The 14260-nt window shown below is 73.7% G+C and carries 15 protein-coding genes; 6 read left to right on the top strand and 9 right to left on the bottom strand.

What is annotated here, in order from left to right; translation table 11 throughout:
* Positions 1 to 10 precede the first annotated feature (10 nt).
* The 3 genes from ACIRRH_RS06420 to ACIRRH_RS06410 all read left to right on the top strand — a co-directional run bounded on the left by ACIRRH_RS06420 (position 11) and on the right by ACIRRH_RS06410 (position 2868).
* Positions 11 to 979, top strand: coding sequence for a LysR family transcriptional regulator (locus ACIRRH_RS06420; RefSeq protein WP_403062609.1), 969 nt, complete (start codon positions 11 to 13; stop codon positions 977 to 979).
* A gap of 130 nt (positions 980 to 1109) precedes the next feature.
* Positions 1110 to 2267 carry an adenosine deaminase gene (locus tag ACIRRH_RS06415; RefSeq protein ID WP_403062606.1) on the top strand — a complete coding sequence of 386 codons (1158 nt, stop codon included), beginning with the start codon at positions 1110 to 1112 and terminating at the stop codon, positions 2265 to 2267.
* A 229-nt stretch (positions 2268 to 2496) separates the two neighbouring features.
* Positions 2497 to 2868, top strand: a complete 372-nt coding sequence (locus ACIRRH_RS06410; protein ID WP_403062603.1) for an ATP-binding protein — start codon at positions 2497 to 2499, stop codon at positions 2866 to 2868.
* An 86-nt stretch (positions 2869 to 2954) separates the two neighbouring features.
* Here ACIRRH_RS06410 and ACIRRH_RS06405 read toward each other — a convergent pair whose 3' ends face one another.
* Positions 2955 to 3140, bottom strand: a complete 186-nt coding sequence (locus tag ACIRRH_RS06405; RefSeq protein ID WP_224285307.1) for a PspC domain-containing protein — start codon at positions 3138 to 3140, stop codon at positions 2955 to 2957.
* 358 nt (positions 3141 to 3498) lie between these two features.
* Here ACIRRH_RS06405 and ACIRRH_RS06400 point away from each other — a divergent pair, with 358 nt between their 5' ends.
* Together ACIRRH_RS06400 and ACIRRH_RS06395 are read left to right on the top strand one after the other, a co-directional pair.
* On the top strand, positions 3499 to 4869 hold the full coding sequence (locus ACIRRH_RS06400) for a hypothetical protein (protein WP_403062600.1): 1371 nt from the start codon (positions 3499 to 3501) through the stop codon (positions 4867 to 4869).
* A gap of 232 nt (positions 4870 to 5101) precedes the next feature.
* Positions 5102 to 5782, top strand: coding sequence for a PhzF family phenazine biosynthesis protein (locus ACIRRH_RS06395; protein WP_403062597.1), 681 nt, complete (start codon positions 5102 to 5104; stop codon positions 5780 to 5782).
* Here the strand turns inward: ACIRRH_RS06395 and ACIRRH_RS06390 are convergent.
* The 4 genes from ACIRRH_RS06390 to ACIRRH_RS06375 all read right to left on the bottom strand — a co-directional run bounded on the left by ACIRRH_RS06390 (position 5752) and on the right by ACIRRH_RS06375 (position 9072).
* Positions 5752 to 6378 (bottom strand): VanZ family protein, encoded by a 627-nt coding sequence (locus ACIRRH_RS06390; protein WP_403062594.1) that lies wholly within the window; start codon positions 6376 to 6378, stop codon positions 5752 to 5754. The two genes, ACIRRH_RS06395 and ACIRRH_RS06390, sit on opposite strands and share 31 nt — an antisense overlap.
* An 87-nt stretch (positions 6379 to 6465) precedes the next feature.
* Positions 6466 to 6792, bottom strand: a complete 327-nt coding sequence (locus ACIRRH_RS06385; RefSeq protein ID WP_403062591.1) for a hypothetical protein — start codon at positions 6790 to 6792, stop codon at positions 6466 to 6468.
* A complete protein-coding gene (locus tag ACIRRH_RS06380; RefSeq protein WP_403062588.1) occupies positions 6789 to 8330 on the bottom strand; it encodes an ATP-binding protein in 1542 nt (513 codons plus the stop codon). The genes ACIRRH_RS06385 and ACIRRH_RS06380 overlap by 4 nt, the downstream gene beginning before the upstream one ends.
* A 64-nt stretch (positions 8331 to 8394) precedes the next feature.
* Positions 8395 to 9072: a response regulator transcription factor gene (locus tag ACIRRH_RS06375; protein ID WP_030257458.1), complete on the bottom strand. Its 678-nt coding sequence runs from the start codon at positions 9070 to 9072 to the stop codon at positions 8395 to 8397.
* A 278-nt stretch (positions 9073 to 9350) separates the two neighbouring features.
* Between ACIRRH_RS06375 and ACIRRH_RS06370 the strand changes: the two genes are divergently transcribed.
* Positions 9351 to 10325 (top strand): SigE family RNA polymerase sigma factor, encoded by a 975-nt coding sequence (locus ACIRRH_RS06370; RefSeq protein ID WP_403062585.1) that lies wholly within the window; start codon positions 9351 to 9353, stop codon positions 10323 to 10325.
* A 230-nt stretch (positions 10326 to 10555) separates the two neighbouring features.
* Here the strand turns inward: ACIRRH_RS06370 and ACIRRH_RS06365 are convergent, their stop codons facing one another.
* The 4 genes from ACIRRH_RS06365 to ACIRRH_RS06350 form a co-directional block, all read right to left on the bottom strand.
* The gene (locus ACIRRH_RS06365; RefSeq protein ID WP_403062582.1) at positions 10556 to 11194 is read right to left on the bottom strand and encodes an ATP-binding protein; all 639 of its coding nucleotides are present in this window, start codon (positions 11192 to 11194) and stop codon (positions 10556 to 10558) included.
* A gap of 47 nt (positions 11195 to 11241) precedes the next feature.
* Positions 11242 to 11646, bottom strand: a complete 405-nt coding sequence (locus ACIRRH_RS06360) for a hypothetical protein (protein WP_403062579.1) — start codon at positions 11644 to 11646, stop codon at positions 11242 to 11244.
* Between the two features lie 222 nt (positions 11647 to 11868).
* Entirely contained in the window at positions 11869 to 12771 is a 903-nt protein-coding gene (locus ACIRRH_RS06355) for an aldehyde dehydrogenase family protein (protein WP_224281480.1), read from the bottom strand.
* Positions 12764 to 14260: an aldehyde dehydrogenase family protein gene (locus ACIRRH_RS06350; protein WP_403062576.1), complete on the bottom strand. Its 1497-nt coding sequence runs from the start codon at positions 14258 to 14260 to the stop codon at positions 12764 to 12766. Before ACIRRH_RS06350 ends, ACIRRH_RS06355 begins: the two co-directional genes overlap by 8 nt.

The following is a 14260-nucleotide window of genomic DNA, read 5'->3' as shown; positions in this document are numbered from 1 at the left end:
TGGTGGTGCGATGTCCGGTCCGGAACAGGCGGACGGTGGCGAGCAGCGGTACCGGGCGGCCGAGTTGGGGCCGGAGGAGCCGGCCGTGCTGCTGGCGCCCCGGCTGGCCCAGTTCGCGGCGGTGGCCCGGCTGGAGCACGTGACCCAGGCGGCCGCGCTGCTCGGGGTGCCGCAGCCGACGCTGTCGCGCGCGGTGGCCCGGCTGGAGGAGGAGCTGGGGGTGGACCTGCTGGCCCGTCAGGGCCGGACCGTCCGGCTGACCAGGGCGGGCCGGCTGCTGCTGGCCTCGGTGGAGCGGGCGCTGGCCGAGGTCGAGCGCGGCGCGGCGGCGGCCCGGGCGGAGGCGGACCCGGCGGTGGGGCTGGTGGCCTTCGGCTTCCTGCACACGATGGGGCCGGACGCGGTGCCGGCGCTGCTGCGCGGCTTCCGCGCGGCGCACCCGCGGGTGCGGTTCCAGCTGGTGCAGGACTACGGTGCGGCGATGCTGGAGCGGCTGCGGGCCGGGGAGCTGGACCTCTGCCTGGTCGCGCCGCTGCCGGACGACCCGGCGTTCGCCGCCCGCCCGCTGGACGAGCAGCGGCTGCACCTGGTCGTCCCGGCGGACCACCGGCTGGCCGGGCGGCGGCGGATCCGGCTGGCCGAGGTGGCGGAGGAACCGTTTGTCGGGCTGGAGCGGGGGTACGGGCTGCGCGTGATCACGGACGGCTTCTGTGCGCAGGCCGGGTTCGTCCCCCGGCTGGCGTTCGAGGGGGAGGAGGCGGAGACGCTGCGCGGGCTGGTGGCGGCGGGGCTCGGGGTGGCGCTGCTGCCGCCGGCGCTGGTGCCGCGGCCGGGGGTGGTGGAGCTGGAGGTGACGTCGCCGCGCACCCGGCGGGCGATCGGGCTGGCGTGGGCGGCCGGGCGGCCGCTGACCCCGCCGGCGGAGGCGTTCCGGGACTTCGTGCTCTCCCGGCGCGGGCGGTTGTTGCAGCACGACTGACGGCGCCGCTCCGGCCGACTGACGCTTTGGTGGATCGTATGGACCGAGCGGTCGAATTCCGGGTGGAGTTTGGACCATCCGGCGGTGTTCGCAGTGGTCGGTCTACGCGCGTAGGGGCTATATTTCCGCAATGGAACAGCAGATCCCCGTCACCACCGCGGGCACCGGCCCGCGCATCCCCACCCCCGACCAGATCCGCCGCGCGCCGAAGGTCCTCCTGCACGACCACCTGGACGGCGGGCTGCGCCCGGAGACCGTGGTCGAGCTGGCCGCCGCCTGCGGCTACCAGGGCCTGCCCACCACCGACCCCAAGGAGCTCGGCGAGTGGTTCCGTGAGGCCGCCGACTCCGGCTCGCTGGTCCGCTACCTGGAGACCTTCGCGCACACCTGCGCCGTGATGCAGACCCGTGAGGCGCTGATCAAGGTCGCCGCGGACTGCGCCGAGGACCTGGCCGCCGACGGCGTCGTGTACGCCGAGGTCCGCTACGCCCCCGAGCAGCACCTGGAGGCCGGGCTGAGCCTGGACGAGGTCGTCGAAGCCGTCCAGGAGGGCTTCCGCCTCGGCGAGGCCAACGCCCGCAGGGCCGGCCACCGGATCCGCGTCGGCACCCTGCTGACCGCGATGCGGCACGCCGCCCGCTCCACCGAGATCGCCGAACTGGCCAACCGCTACCGGGACCGGGGCGTGGTCGGCTTCGACATCGCCGGTGCCGAGGCCGGCTACCCGCCCACCCGCCACCAGGCCGCCTTCGACTACCTCAAGGGCGAGAACAACCACTTCACCATCCACGCGGGCGAGGCCTTCGGCCTGCCGTCGATCTGGGAGGCCCTGCAGTGCTGCGGCGCCGACCGGCTCGGCCACGGCGTGCGGATCGTCGACGACATCACGGTGGGCGAGGACGGCGCGGTCGAGCTCGGCCGGCTGGCCGCCTACGTGCGCGACAAGCGCATCCCGCTGGAGATGTGCCCGACCTCCAACATCCAGACCGGCGCCGCCTCCTCGTACGCCGAGCACCCGATCGGGCTGCTCAGCCGGCTGAAGTTCCGGGTCACCGTGAACACCGACAACCGGCTGATGAGCGGCACCAGCATGAGCCGGGAGTTCGGCCACGTGGTGGAGGCCTTCGGCTACACCCTGGGCGACCTGGAGTGGTTCACGGTGAACGCGATGAAGTCCGCGTTCCTGCCCTTCGACGAGCGGCTGGCGATGATCAACGACGTGATCAAGCCGGGCTACGCCGAGCTGAAGGCGGAGTGGCTGTTCAGCGTGGGCGCCGGCTCCAACTGAGCCGCCGGGGCGGTGCGGCCGGGCCTTGCGGTCGGATGAACGCCACGTTCCTGCAATGGAGTTGTCGTTCATCCGACTACTCACTCGGGTGAGTGAACGCTCTTTGGCTCCCGCGCGGTCGGCTCACTACGGTGTGCCCGTCATTGCCGACACGTCGCGGCGGCGGTCGCCCGTCCGCCGCTCCCGTGCGTGAAGTCGGCCACCGACGAGGACCCGAAGAGGACCAACCATGAAGCAGGCTCTCAAGGCCGCAGGCACCGCGGCGCTCGGCATCGCCATCGCGGCGGTCGGCGCCGGTACCGCCTCCGCGGCCGACGGCCAGGCGGCCGGCGGCCTCGGGCTGCCCACCGGCGCGTTGACGAACCCCGCGGTGACCGGCGCGGTCACCGACACCGCCGCCAAGCTGCCCGCCGCCGACAAGGTCACCAGCACGCTGGGCACCCTCGCCCCGACCGTCGGCAAGGCCGTCCCCACCGGCGACACCCCGCTGGCCGGCGTCACCCAGCAGCGCGCCGCCGTCCCGACCATCCCGGGCCTGGACAAGACCCCGATCGGCGGGCTGACCGGCATTCTCCCGGGCCTCCCCGGCCTGACCGGCTGAGCCGGAGCCGACGGCACGGCGACGGGCCGCCCACCCCGGGATCTCCGGGGCGGGCGGCCCGTCGCCGTCTTGCCGGGCCGCCCGGCTCACGGCTCCTGGGGGAGCAGCAGCCAGAGGGCCAGGTAGAGCAGGAACTGGGGGCCGGGCAGCAGGCAGGAGAGCAGGAAGATCAGCCGGACGGTCCACGAGGTCAGGCCGAAGCGTCGGGCGATCCCGGCGCAGACGCCGGCGATGACGCGGTCGTTGCGGGGGCGGGCGAGGCGCGCACTCATGATCAGCTCCGTGTGGTGGCGGCCCGGTCCGGCCGGTCCGGCGGGCTGCTTCCATACTCCGCCGTCGGCGGCTCCGGGTCCTCCGTCCGGCAGGTGATTCTCCGCCCCGAAGGGTCACCGGGTAGTCGTAGCCGGACCTCGGGGTCGTCCTCGGGGTGACCCTGAGGACCAAGGGCCGTCCCGGCCGGGTCGAAGGCGACGGCCTCCCGTCGCGGCCGGGCGGAACGGGCTCGGTATGATGCCGCAGTCGCTGTTGGTCGGGGGGCGGACATCGGCACGCTTTCGCCATGAAATGGCCTCTCACGCAAGCGATTTCACGTTCTGTTGGGTTCTGTCCGAATTCTCTCGTGAGGTTGAATTGCTCTTTCGGCATCGCAGGTTCCTGGCCGCGGCCGCCGCCGTCACGCTGGCCTCCGGCCTGGCCGTCTTCGAGGCCCCGGCCGTTTTCGCCGCCTCGGGGGCCGCCGCGGCCGCGCAGGGCGTCCAGGCCCAGCCCTCGCCGGTCACGGTCACCTTCGGCGGCCTTCCCGGCTCCGTCAAGGCGGGTGGCGCGCCGGTGGAGTTCACCGCGACGCTCAAGAACACCGCCGACCATCAGATGGACGTGCCGTCGTCCGTCTTCGTCATCGGGGACACCGGAACCGGCACCAGGCAGAGCCAGTTCACGCTGGAGTACCAGTCGCCCGGCGGCACGCAGTGGCAGGACGCCAAGGTGAACGCCGCGAGCGTCGGCGCCGTCTGGGAGATCGACCGGCCGGCCACGCTGCACCTGGCGGCGGGCGCCGAGGCGGTCTACCGGCTGCGGCTCACCGTCGCCCCCGACGCCCCGGCCGGTCGGGTGACACCGGGCTTCAACGCCAACGTCGCGGACCCCACCCTGCCGCCGGAGCAGCGGATCTCCTTCGCCACGAGCGGCTTCCCGGACCTGGTCATCACCCCGGCGGTCACGCCGACCACCCCGGCGCCCACGCCCGCGGCCACGGCCGACGTCAGGCTCGACGGTGTGCCCACCAGTTTCACGGCGGGCGGCGAGGCGAAGCCGTTCAGACTGGTCTTCACCAACAATAGCGGCAAGGACCTCCGGATCACGCCCGCGATCGTGTTCCAGGGGGCGGCCGAACTTCCCTTCGAGACGGTCAGGTTCGAGTACCAGGGGCCGGACGGGGCCTGGCTGCCGGGCGGTCCCGGGTTCAGCTCGGCACACCCGACCTGGCTCTACATGGACCTGCGGCCGGGTAACAAGGACTCCGACGTGATCGCCCTGCCGAAGGGCGAGACCCGTGCGATCAACGCCCGGCTGGCCTTCACCAAGGACGCGTCGGCCCGCACCGAGTCCCTGGTGGCCCTCGCGGGCAGCCTGCCCGGCGCGGGCGAGAGCGGGACCGAGGTCTCCAGCCCGAAGGCCGACTTCACGATCGTGGCCGCGGAGGGTTCCACCGAAACCCCGGCCCCCGCTTCCTCGCCCACTCCGGCGCCGACCGTGCCCCAGCCCTCCAACGCCCCGGTCGTCCCGGTCGTGCAGGCCACCGGCGCGTCGCCGAGCCCGGTGGCGGTCGGCTCGCAGACGGTCGTCGCCGCGGCCCCGGCCGGGGACACCCGGCTTGCCTCCACCGGTGGCGGCTCCGCCGCGGAACCGATGGCGATCACCGGTGCGGTCGCGATCGCCCTCGGCATCGGCATGGTGGTGGTGGCTTGGCGCCGCGACCGTGTGCGGGGCGGCGGCAGCTGACCCCGGAGGACGGGCCCCGGTCCGTACCGTGGCAGCCGTGCGGCGGTGCGGCGCGGCCGACGAGTGCCTTCACCGAGGCGGTGATCACCAGGACCGGCAGGACGGACACCCCGGAGTGGTGCCGCCCGGGGACGAGGGCGGCGCACAGTGCCGGAGGCGGCCGACAGCCGTTGCCGCCCTTGTGTCACGGTGTCATCGTGCTGTGCCGGCGCGGTAGTCGACGAGGTGGGAAATGACGGAATTCGAGGTGCTGCGGGTCTTCTGCGGGCCCGACGGGAGCCACGGGAACGGACTCGGCGTGGTGCGCGACGGCGCTGCCGTGCCGGAGCGTGCGGACCGGCAGCGGATCGCGCGCGAACTCGGCTTCAGCGAGACGGTGTTCGTCGACGACCCGGAGCGCGGGGAGATCGACATCTACACCCCGTCGGTGCGCCTGCCGTTCGCCGGCCACCCGTGCGTGGGTGCCGCCTGGCTGCTCGGGGTGGACCGGCTGGTCACGGCGGCAGGCGAGGTGGCCGTGCGGCGCGAGGACGGGCTGACCCGGATCGAGGCCCGGCCCGAGTGGGCCCCGGGGCGCACGCTGCGGCAGTACGGTTCGGCGGCCGAGGTGGAGGCGCTGGAGGTGCCGCCGCCGGGGGAGTGGGTCTACGCCTGGGCCTGGCAGGACGAGGCGGCCGGCACCGTACGGGCCAGGGCCTTCCCCGGGCGGGGCGACGGGATCGACGAGGACGAGGCGACCGGTGCGGCCGCCCTGCTGCTGGCCGCGCACCTCGGCCGGGCGCTGACCGTCACCCAGGGCCTGGGCTCGCAGCTGCTGGCCGGGCCGCGCCCGGGCGGACTGATCGAGGTCGGCGGCCGGGTGGTCCGGGCCCCGGGAGCGGCTCAGCCGGCCGGCGGCGTCGGCTCGGCGTAGGCGCGCCGGCGGGCGGCGGGCGCGACGGTCGCGACCGGGGCCACGGCCGCGACCGAGGTGACGGCGGCCACCGGCGGCACGGAGAGCACCGCCATCCGGGGCGCCCGCGGCCGCCGGTCCCGCAGCAGGTGCCGCAGACCGGGGACGAGCGCGAGGTGGGCGACGGCCACGCCGACCACGGCGAGCAGGATGTGGTCCACGTTGAGGATGTGCCCGGGCGCCCAGGAGGAGAGGAACTCCAGCGCGGTCGCCAGCAGCGCGGAGACGCCGGTGGTGCGCAGGAAGGACGGCAGCCACGGGGCCCGGAGCCGACCGCCGGCCAGCGGCAGCAGGACTCCGAGCGGGGCCAGCAGCAGGAGCTCGCCGAGCACCTGCCAGCCGGTGGAGGAGCGGAGCGAGGCGAACGGCGTCAGGTTGGCGTCGTACACCCAGGCCACCGGCAGTGGTCTCAGCACCAGCCAGAGCACCAGTGCCAGGTGGCCGGTGAGACCCGCCAGCCCGGCCAACCGGAGGGGACGGTGGACGGCCGCCGCCGGGCTGCTCTCGGTCCCCGCGCCGGAACGCTCGTGGCGTGTCCTGGTGCCATCTCGCTGCACGGGGGGAAGGACGTGAGTCGACGGCACGTCGGTTCCACACCGGGCGTGAACATTCCAGAACGCGCCCCCCTGACCCCTCCCCGGCGGCTACTTGCAGGGCGAGGCCGTCGGTACCGCGCCGAACACGTTGTCCGGCGGCGGGCTGCCCGGCGCCACCGGGGTGGGCGAGGGACTCGGGCTCGCGGACGCCTTGGCGCCGCGGGCCGGGGTCGCGGTCGGGCCCGGAGGGGTGACCAGGGCCGCCGGTATGTGCGGGGTGGTCGGGCAGGCCGTCCGGCTGGCGGGCGCGCCGGCGTCGACCGGTACGGCGGTCGGCCGGATGCCGCAGCCGGAGGCCAGTGCGAGCAGCAGCAGCACACCGGCTCCTCGGAGCAGGGCAGTGCGGGTGGCAGTGGTGTCGGCGCGGGCGGTCACGTGGCGTCCTTGTCCTCGGCGTCGCCGACGGGGCCGCCCTCGGCCTCGCCCGCGGACGGCGGAGGCGGCGGGGCCAGCGGCAGGGTCAGGGTGAACACCGCGCCGACCTCCCCGTTCGCCGCCGTGATCGTCCCCCCGTGTATCTGTGCGTTGGCCATGGCGATCGACAGGCCGAGGCCGCTGCCCTCCGAGCGCGCCCGCCCCCGGTCCGCCTTGTAGAAGCGGTCGAAGACGTGCGGCAGCACGTCCTCCGGGATGCCCGGGCCGCTGTCGGAGACCTCGACCACGACCGACTCCCCGTCCTGCCGGACCTTCACCCGCACCGGTGAGCCGCCGTGCTTCAGCGCGTTGCCGATCAGGTTGGCGAAGACCACGTCGAGCCGGCGCGGGTCGACCACGGCCAGGATGCCGCGCGGGGCGTCCACCTCGACCGCGTCGTACCAGGCCCGCCCGTCGATGCAGGACATGATCAGGTCGGCGACGTCCACCTCGTCGGCGACCAGCTTGGCGGTGCCGGCGTCGAAGCGGGTCACCTCCATCAGGTTCTCCACCAGGTCGGACAGCCGCCGGGTCTCGCTGACCACGAGCCGGACGGCCGGCTCGATCATCGGGTCCAGCGATTCGGCCTCGTCCTCCAGGATGTCGGTCACGGCGGTCATCGCGGTCAGCGGGGTGCGCAGCTCGTGCGACATGTCGGCGACGAACCGCCGGCTCTGCGCCTCGCGCGCGCTCAGCTCCTCGACCTGCTCGTGCAGCGACTCCGCGGCCCGGTTGAAGGTCCGTGCCAGGTCGGCGAGTTCGTCCGAGCCCTCGACCTCCAGCCGGGTGTCCAGGTGCCCCTCGCCGAGCCGCCGGGCGGCGTCCCCGAGCCGCTTGACCGGCCGCAGCACGGTCGCCGAGGCGGCCTGGGCGAGCAGCGCCGAGCCGATCAGCGCGAGCAGCGTGGCGATGGCCAGCGACCAGCCCAGCGTGTTGAGGTCGGCCCGCTCGTTCTCCAGCGACTTGAACATGTACGCCGTCGGGCCGTTCGGCACCACCTTGGTGCCGCCGATCACGAACGGCCGCCCCTCCAGGTTCTGCCGCTGCCAGTACAGGTGGTACGGGTACGGGTTGCTCTCGCTGACCTCGCGCGGCTTGGCGACGGTGGACTGCAGCGCGGTGGGGACGTCGGCCAGCGTGAAGTGCGCCGGGTCGGAGGAGGCCGCGCACTCCGGGTGCGCCGGGTCGACCACCACCACGTCGTACGTCAGACCGGAGCTGGCCACGCTGGACGCCAGCGAGGCCAGTTCCGGGCAACTCGCGTTCAACGGCAGCTCGGAGACGTTGCGGGTGAGCGAGACCCGGAAGTCGTTCAGCGCGGTGTCCTGGGCGCGCTTGAGCACCGCGTCGCGGTTCAGCCAGTACGCGATGCCGGAGGCCGAGACGGCGGCGAGCAGCGCGACGGCCGCGAACACCGCGATCAGCCGCACCCGCAGGGAGCGCAGCCGACGCCACCGGCCCGTCGAGAACCGCCGGGCAGTCGTCTGATGGTCAGTCACAAGAGCCTGTCGTGGTACGGGAGTTCAGAGGTCAGGGAGGGGCCGGCGGCCGAGGGGTGCGGGGTCAGGCCGGCGGGTCCAGCCGGTAGCCCACCCCGCGGACGGTGCGGATCAGCGTCGGCGCGGACGGCACGTCCTCGACCTTGGCCCGCAGCCGCTGCACGCACGCGTCCACCAGGCGGGAGTCACCGAGGTAGTCGTGCTCCCAGACCAGCCGCAGCAGTTGCTGGCGGGAGAGCGCCTGGCCGGGGCGCCGGCTGAGTTCCAGCAGCAGCCGCAGCTCGGTGGGGGTCAGCTGGAGGTCCTGTCCGTCCTTGGTGACGGTCATCGCCGCGCGGTCGATCACCACACTGCCGTAGGCCGAGGAGTCCGAGCTCTCCCGCTCTCCGCGCCGCAGCACCGCCCGGATCCTGGCGTCCAGCACGCGTGGCTGCACCGGCTTCACCACGTAGTCGTCAGCGCCGGACTCCAGGCCCACCACCACGTCGATGTCGTCCGAGCGTGCGGTCAGCAGGATGATCGGCAGTTGGTCGGTGCGGCGGATCCGGCGGCACACCTCGAAGCCGTCGATCCCGGGCAGCATCACGTCCAGCACGATCAGGTCGGGCCGCTGCTCCTTGAAGAGCCTCAGACCGTCCTCGCCGGAGGCGGCGGTGGCCACGCGGTGGCCCTGGCGGGTGAGGGCGAGTTCGAGGCCGGTCCGGATGGCGTCGTCGTCCTCGATCAGTAGGAGGAAAGGCACGGCCCCATTTTGGCCCACCCGCAGCGCCGAATCACCCCCCGGACCGCTCACCGTCCCCCCGGGAACCGGAACGGATGCCACCGGCGTCCGGTACGGAGGGAGGCGGACCGGGACATTCGGCCCGCTCCTGTGACACCCCTGTGACAGTCGGCGGACAGCGCCATCACAACCGGCGGGCAGGATTTTCCATGTCGCCGCAGGACAGCGGGCCGCAAGGCCGGCTGAAGGGCGGCTACCGGAACCGCTCGTACCGACCCAGGGGGCGCACGATGAACGCCATGCTTCAGACCCGGACCAACCCGGCTGTCCGCACCGCGCGTTCGTCAGCCACGTCCCACCGGACCCGGTACGAGGTCAGGACCGACGAGAACTCCGGTGCCGTGACCGTGCGGGGATGCGCGCACAGCACCGGTGGAAACCCTGGCGCCCGTCGGGTGAGCGGCGGCGGCAGGACGGGGGAGCTGTACGGGATCGGTCGGCTGGGGAGTTCGACCGACTCCGCCAACACCCTCACGCTGCGGGGGATCCTCCCCGTCCGCGTCGAGGGCAAGGACGCCCCGGGGGGCAACCGGGGGACCGGGGGGAACGGTCTGCGGACGGTCGGTTCGGGGGAGCCGGCCGGTCGCGAGGCCGCCGGTGCGACGCTGCTGCGGCTGAACCCCGCCGCGGCCCGCACCACCGAGGCCGGGCAGGGAGGCGCGCAGGGGGAGCACCCGGCCGTCGCGGAGGACCACATCACGGAGTTCACCGCGTACGTGCGCGAGCGCCGCGCCTCCCTGTACGCCACGGCCTACCACCTGACCGGTGACCGCTACGAGGCCGAGGACCTTCTGCAGAGCGCGCTCTTCAGCACCTACCGGGCCTGGGGCCGGATCACCGACAAGGCGGCGGTCGGCGGGTACCTCCGCCGCACCATGACCAACCTGCACATCTCCGCCTGGCGGCGCCGCAAGGTCAACGAGTACCCGACCGAGGAGCTGCCGGAGACGGCCGGCGACACCGACGCGATGGGCGGCACCGAGCTGCGCACCGTGCTCTGGCAGGCGCTGGCGAAGCTGCCGGAGAACCAGCGCACCATGCTGGTGCTGCGGTACTACGAGGGCAAGACCGACCCGGAGATCGCCGACGTGCTGGGGATCAGCGTCGGTACGGTCAAGAGCAGCATCTGGCGCGCCCTGCGCCGGCTGCGCGAGGACGAGCACCTGAACAAGTCGGGTGACACCGTCCGGGCGTTCGGCGAGCTGGTCGCCTGACGAGGACTCCCGTCGGGGGACGGGAAGCGGACGGTCACGGTCCGGGGGCAGCGGCTCGGGGGAGCATGCCCGTGGGGGAGCCGAGGACCGTTCGGGGAAGGCGAAGGGCCCGGTGCGGGGGAGACGCACCGGGCCTTCGTCGTGCCCTGGGGTCCGGACGAGGTGTCGGGCGGTGGTTCCGGGCGACCGGCCCGGACCGCGGTGTCGCGCGGCGGTTCCGGGCGGCGGTCTCAGGCGGCGGAGAGCTCGGTGGTCCGGGCCGCGGCGCGGATCCGCCGCTCGGCCTCCGGGCCGGCGCACGCGTACGAGCCGAGCGCGACCTGCCGTCCGACGATGGACCGTTCGGCCCGCATCAGCCGCAGACCCCGGCGCAGCAGCACCGGCAGCGACTTGCGGCCCTCCCGGACGTCCCGGCGCAGCCGGCGCCAGGCCGTGGTGAGCGCGCCGTTGCGCAGGCACAGGGCGTCGCCGAGCAGGCCCTGGTCGGCGCACTCGGCGGTGATCTCGGCGGCGAAGATGCCCTCCGCTATGAACGCGCCCGCCCCGTCCAGCTCCAGGCCGCGGGTGCCGATCCGGCCGTTGTCCGGGATCGAGTACACCGGCACGTCCGCGCGGCCGTGCTCGTGCAGGGCGCGGATCGCGGCGACGGCCTGGTCGCGGTGCCAGGCCAGCGGGGAGTCCCAGTCGACGGCGCCGTCCGGCAGCCGCGGCAGGGTCGGGTCGTCCCCGTCCTTGTAGAAGTCGTCGAGCTGGAGCACCGGCAGGCCGCTGCGCTCGGCCAGCGAGGACTTCCCCGACCCGGAGGGCCCGGAGAGCAGGATCACCCGGGCATGCCCGGTCGGTGCGGGGTTCATGGGGGAGTCACTCACGGGACACCAGTCTGACGCATCCCGGCCGGTTGCCGAAACCGGTCGGTTCAGGCCTTCTGCGGCGGCGGGCCGGCGAGGGCGGCCCGGACCATCGGCAGGCAGCGGCTGTCCACCTGGAGGTACACCGGCTCCCCGGTGCCGGGCGGCCGGTACGCCGTGGCGGCCCAGTCCTGGTCGTGCCAGGTGTCGGGCTCGGGCTCGTGGAAGGTGCCCCCGACGGGCAGTTCGAGCGGCTCGGCGCCGCGCGCGCGGAAGCACGCGGTGGCGGCTCCGGGGGTGATCCCCAGCTTCCCGTTGACGTAGCCGGGCCGTCGGCCCGGCCGGTCGGACCTCGCCGAGCAGGGCAGCCGCACCGCCTTCCCGGCGGTCAGCCGGCGGCGGGCCCGGGCCACCTGCCACCGGCGCAGCACGCCGTCCGTGACGAGTGCCATCAGCTCGCCCAGTTCTTCCATCGCGCCCCCTCGGCCGGTCCCGTACCGGCGATTCTGGTCCGGACGCACACCGGCCGGGAGCCCCCGAAAGTCGGCCCGGGCAGCGACGAAAGTCGCCGGAAGGGCGACGGACCCGCGCCAGGGGGGGAGAGGCGCGGGTCCGTCCGATGACCGTCCGGGCCCTGGGGGGTGAGGGCGCTGGGGACGGCCAGTCTGTGGAGTTGTTGCTCGGAGCGGCGGAGGTCAGATCCCCTTCGGGTGCCAGACCGTCTTCGTCTCCAGGAACGAGAGTAGCCGGTTCGTACCGGGCGCATTGGTCCAGTCCTGGGCGAACGGGTCCAGCACCGGACGGACCACCCTCTTCAGGGTATCCGCGGCGGCCGCTTCGAGTGCCTGCGCCGCGCCGGGGCCGTCGGCGGCGATGGCCCCGGTGAGGTCCAGCGCGTTGACGTCCTGGTGCGAGGCCAGGGTCGGGGCGATGTCCGCGGTGTTGCCCGAGATGATGTTGACCACGCCACCCGGGACGTCCGAGGTGGCCAGCACCTCGCCCAGCGACAGCGCGGGCAGCGGGGCGTCCGCGGCGGCCGCGACCACGACCGTGTTCCCGGTGGCGATCGCCGGGGCGATCACCGAGACCAGGCCGAGCAGCGAGTGCCCGTACCCGGCCTGCGGGGCGACGATCCCGACCACGCCGGTCGGCTCCGGGGTGGAGAGGTTGAAGTACGGCCCGGCGACCGGGTTGGCGCCGCCCGCGATCTGGGCGACCTTGTCGGTCCAGCCCGCGTACCAGACCCAGCGGTCGATCGCGGCGTCCACCAGCGCGGCGGCCTTCTTCGGGCCGATGCCCTCGGAGACGGCCACCTCGGCGGCGAACTGCTCGCGCCGGCCCTGGAGCATCTCGGCGACCCGGTACAGCACCTGGCCGCGGTTGTACGCGGTGGTGCCGGCCCAGCCCTTGACCGCCTTGCGGGCGGCCACGACGGCGTCGCGGGTGTCCTTGCGGGTGCCCAGCGGGGCGTTGGCGAGCCACTCGCCCTTCGAGTCGGTCACTTCGTACACCCGCCCGCTCTCGGAGCGCGGGAACTTCCCGCCGACGTACAGCTTGTAGGTCTTGAGGACGTCAAGACGCGTTGCGACGTCAGACATCTCGGGCCTCGACATTCAGGTAGGGCTCCAGACCGTGGCGGCCGCCCTCGCGGCCGTAGCCCGACTCCTTGTAGCCGCCGAACGGCGAGGCCGGGTCGAACTTGTTGAAGGTGTTGGCCCAGACCACGCCGGCCCTGAGCCTGTCGGCCATCCAGAGGATGCGAGAGCCCTTCTCCGTCCAGATGCCGGCGGAGAGGCCGTACGGGGTGTTGTTGGCCTTCTCGACCGCCTCGGCGGGGGTGCGGAAGGTCAGCACCGACAGGACCGGGCCGAAGATCTCCTCCTGGGCGATCCGGTGGGCCTGGCTCACGCCGGTGAACAGGGTCGGCTTGAACCAGAAGCCGGTGCCCGGGAGTTCGCACGCCGGCGACCACCGCTCCGCGCCCTCGGCCTCGCCGGCCTCGGTCAGCGCGGTGATCCGGGCCAGCTGCTCGGCCGAGTTGATGGCGCCGATGTCGGTGTTCTTGTCCAGCGGGTCGCCGACCCGCAGGGTGGCCATCCGGCGCTTCAGGGCGTCCAGCAGCTCGTCCTGGACGGACTCCTGGACCAGCAGGCGCGAGCCCGCGCAGCAGACGTGGCCCTGGTTGAAGAAGATGCCGTTGACGATGCCCTCGACCGCCTGGTCGATCGGCGCGTCGTCGAAGACGATGTTCGCGGCCTTGCCGCCCAGCTCCAGCGAGAGCTTCTTGCGGGTGCCGGCCAGCTGCTTGGCGATGGCGCGGCCGACCGGGGTGGAGCCGGTGAAGGCGACCTTGTTGACGTCCGGGTGCGCGGTCAGCGCGGCGCCGGTGCGGCCGTCACCGGTGACGATGTTGACGACGCCCTTCGGCAGACCGGCCTGGCGGCAGATCTCGGCGAAGCGCAGCGCGGTCAGCGGGGTGGTCTCGGCCGGCTTCAGGACGACCGTGTTGCCGGTCGCCAGGGCGGGCGCGATCTTCCACGCCAGCATCAGCAGCGGGAAGTTCCACGGGATGACCTGGCCGGCCACGCCCAGCGGCTTCGGGTTCGGGCCGAAGCCGGCGTAGTCCAGCTTGTCCGCCCAGCCCGCGTAGTAGAAGAAGTGCGCGGCGACCAGCGGCAGGTCGACGTCACGGGTCTCGCGGATCGGCTTGCCGTTGTCGATCGACTCCAGCACGGCCAGCTCGCGGCTGCGCTCCTGGATGATCCGGGCGATCCGGAACAGGTACTTGGCGCGCTCGCTGCCGGGCAGCGCCGACCAGTCGGCGAAGGCCTTGCGGGCGGCGGCGACCGCGCGGTCCACGTCCTCCTCGGTGCCCCGGGCGAACTCGGCGAGCACCTGCTCGGTGGCCGGGTTGACCGTCTTCAGGGCCTCGTTGCCGGAGGAGTCGACGAACTCGCCGCCGATGAAGTGGCCGTAGGAGGTGGCGATGTCGCCCGCGGCGGCCGGGGACTCCGGGGCCGGGGCGTAGGCGAAGAGGCCGCCGGCGGGCTTGGCCACGGGCTCCTCGGTGTTCTTCTTCTTGGCCAT

Source organism: Kitasatospora sp. NPDC101235, assembly GCF_044767505.1.
GTDB lineage: Bacteria > Actinomycetota > Actinomycetes > Streptomycetales > Streptomycetaceae > Kitasatospora.
Note: the sequence above shows the minus strand (reverse complement) of the source record. Positions and strands in the feature narration are given on the sequence as shown.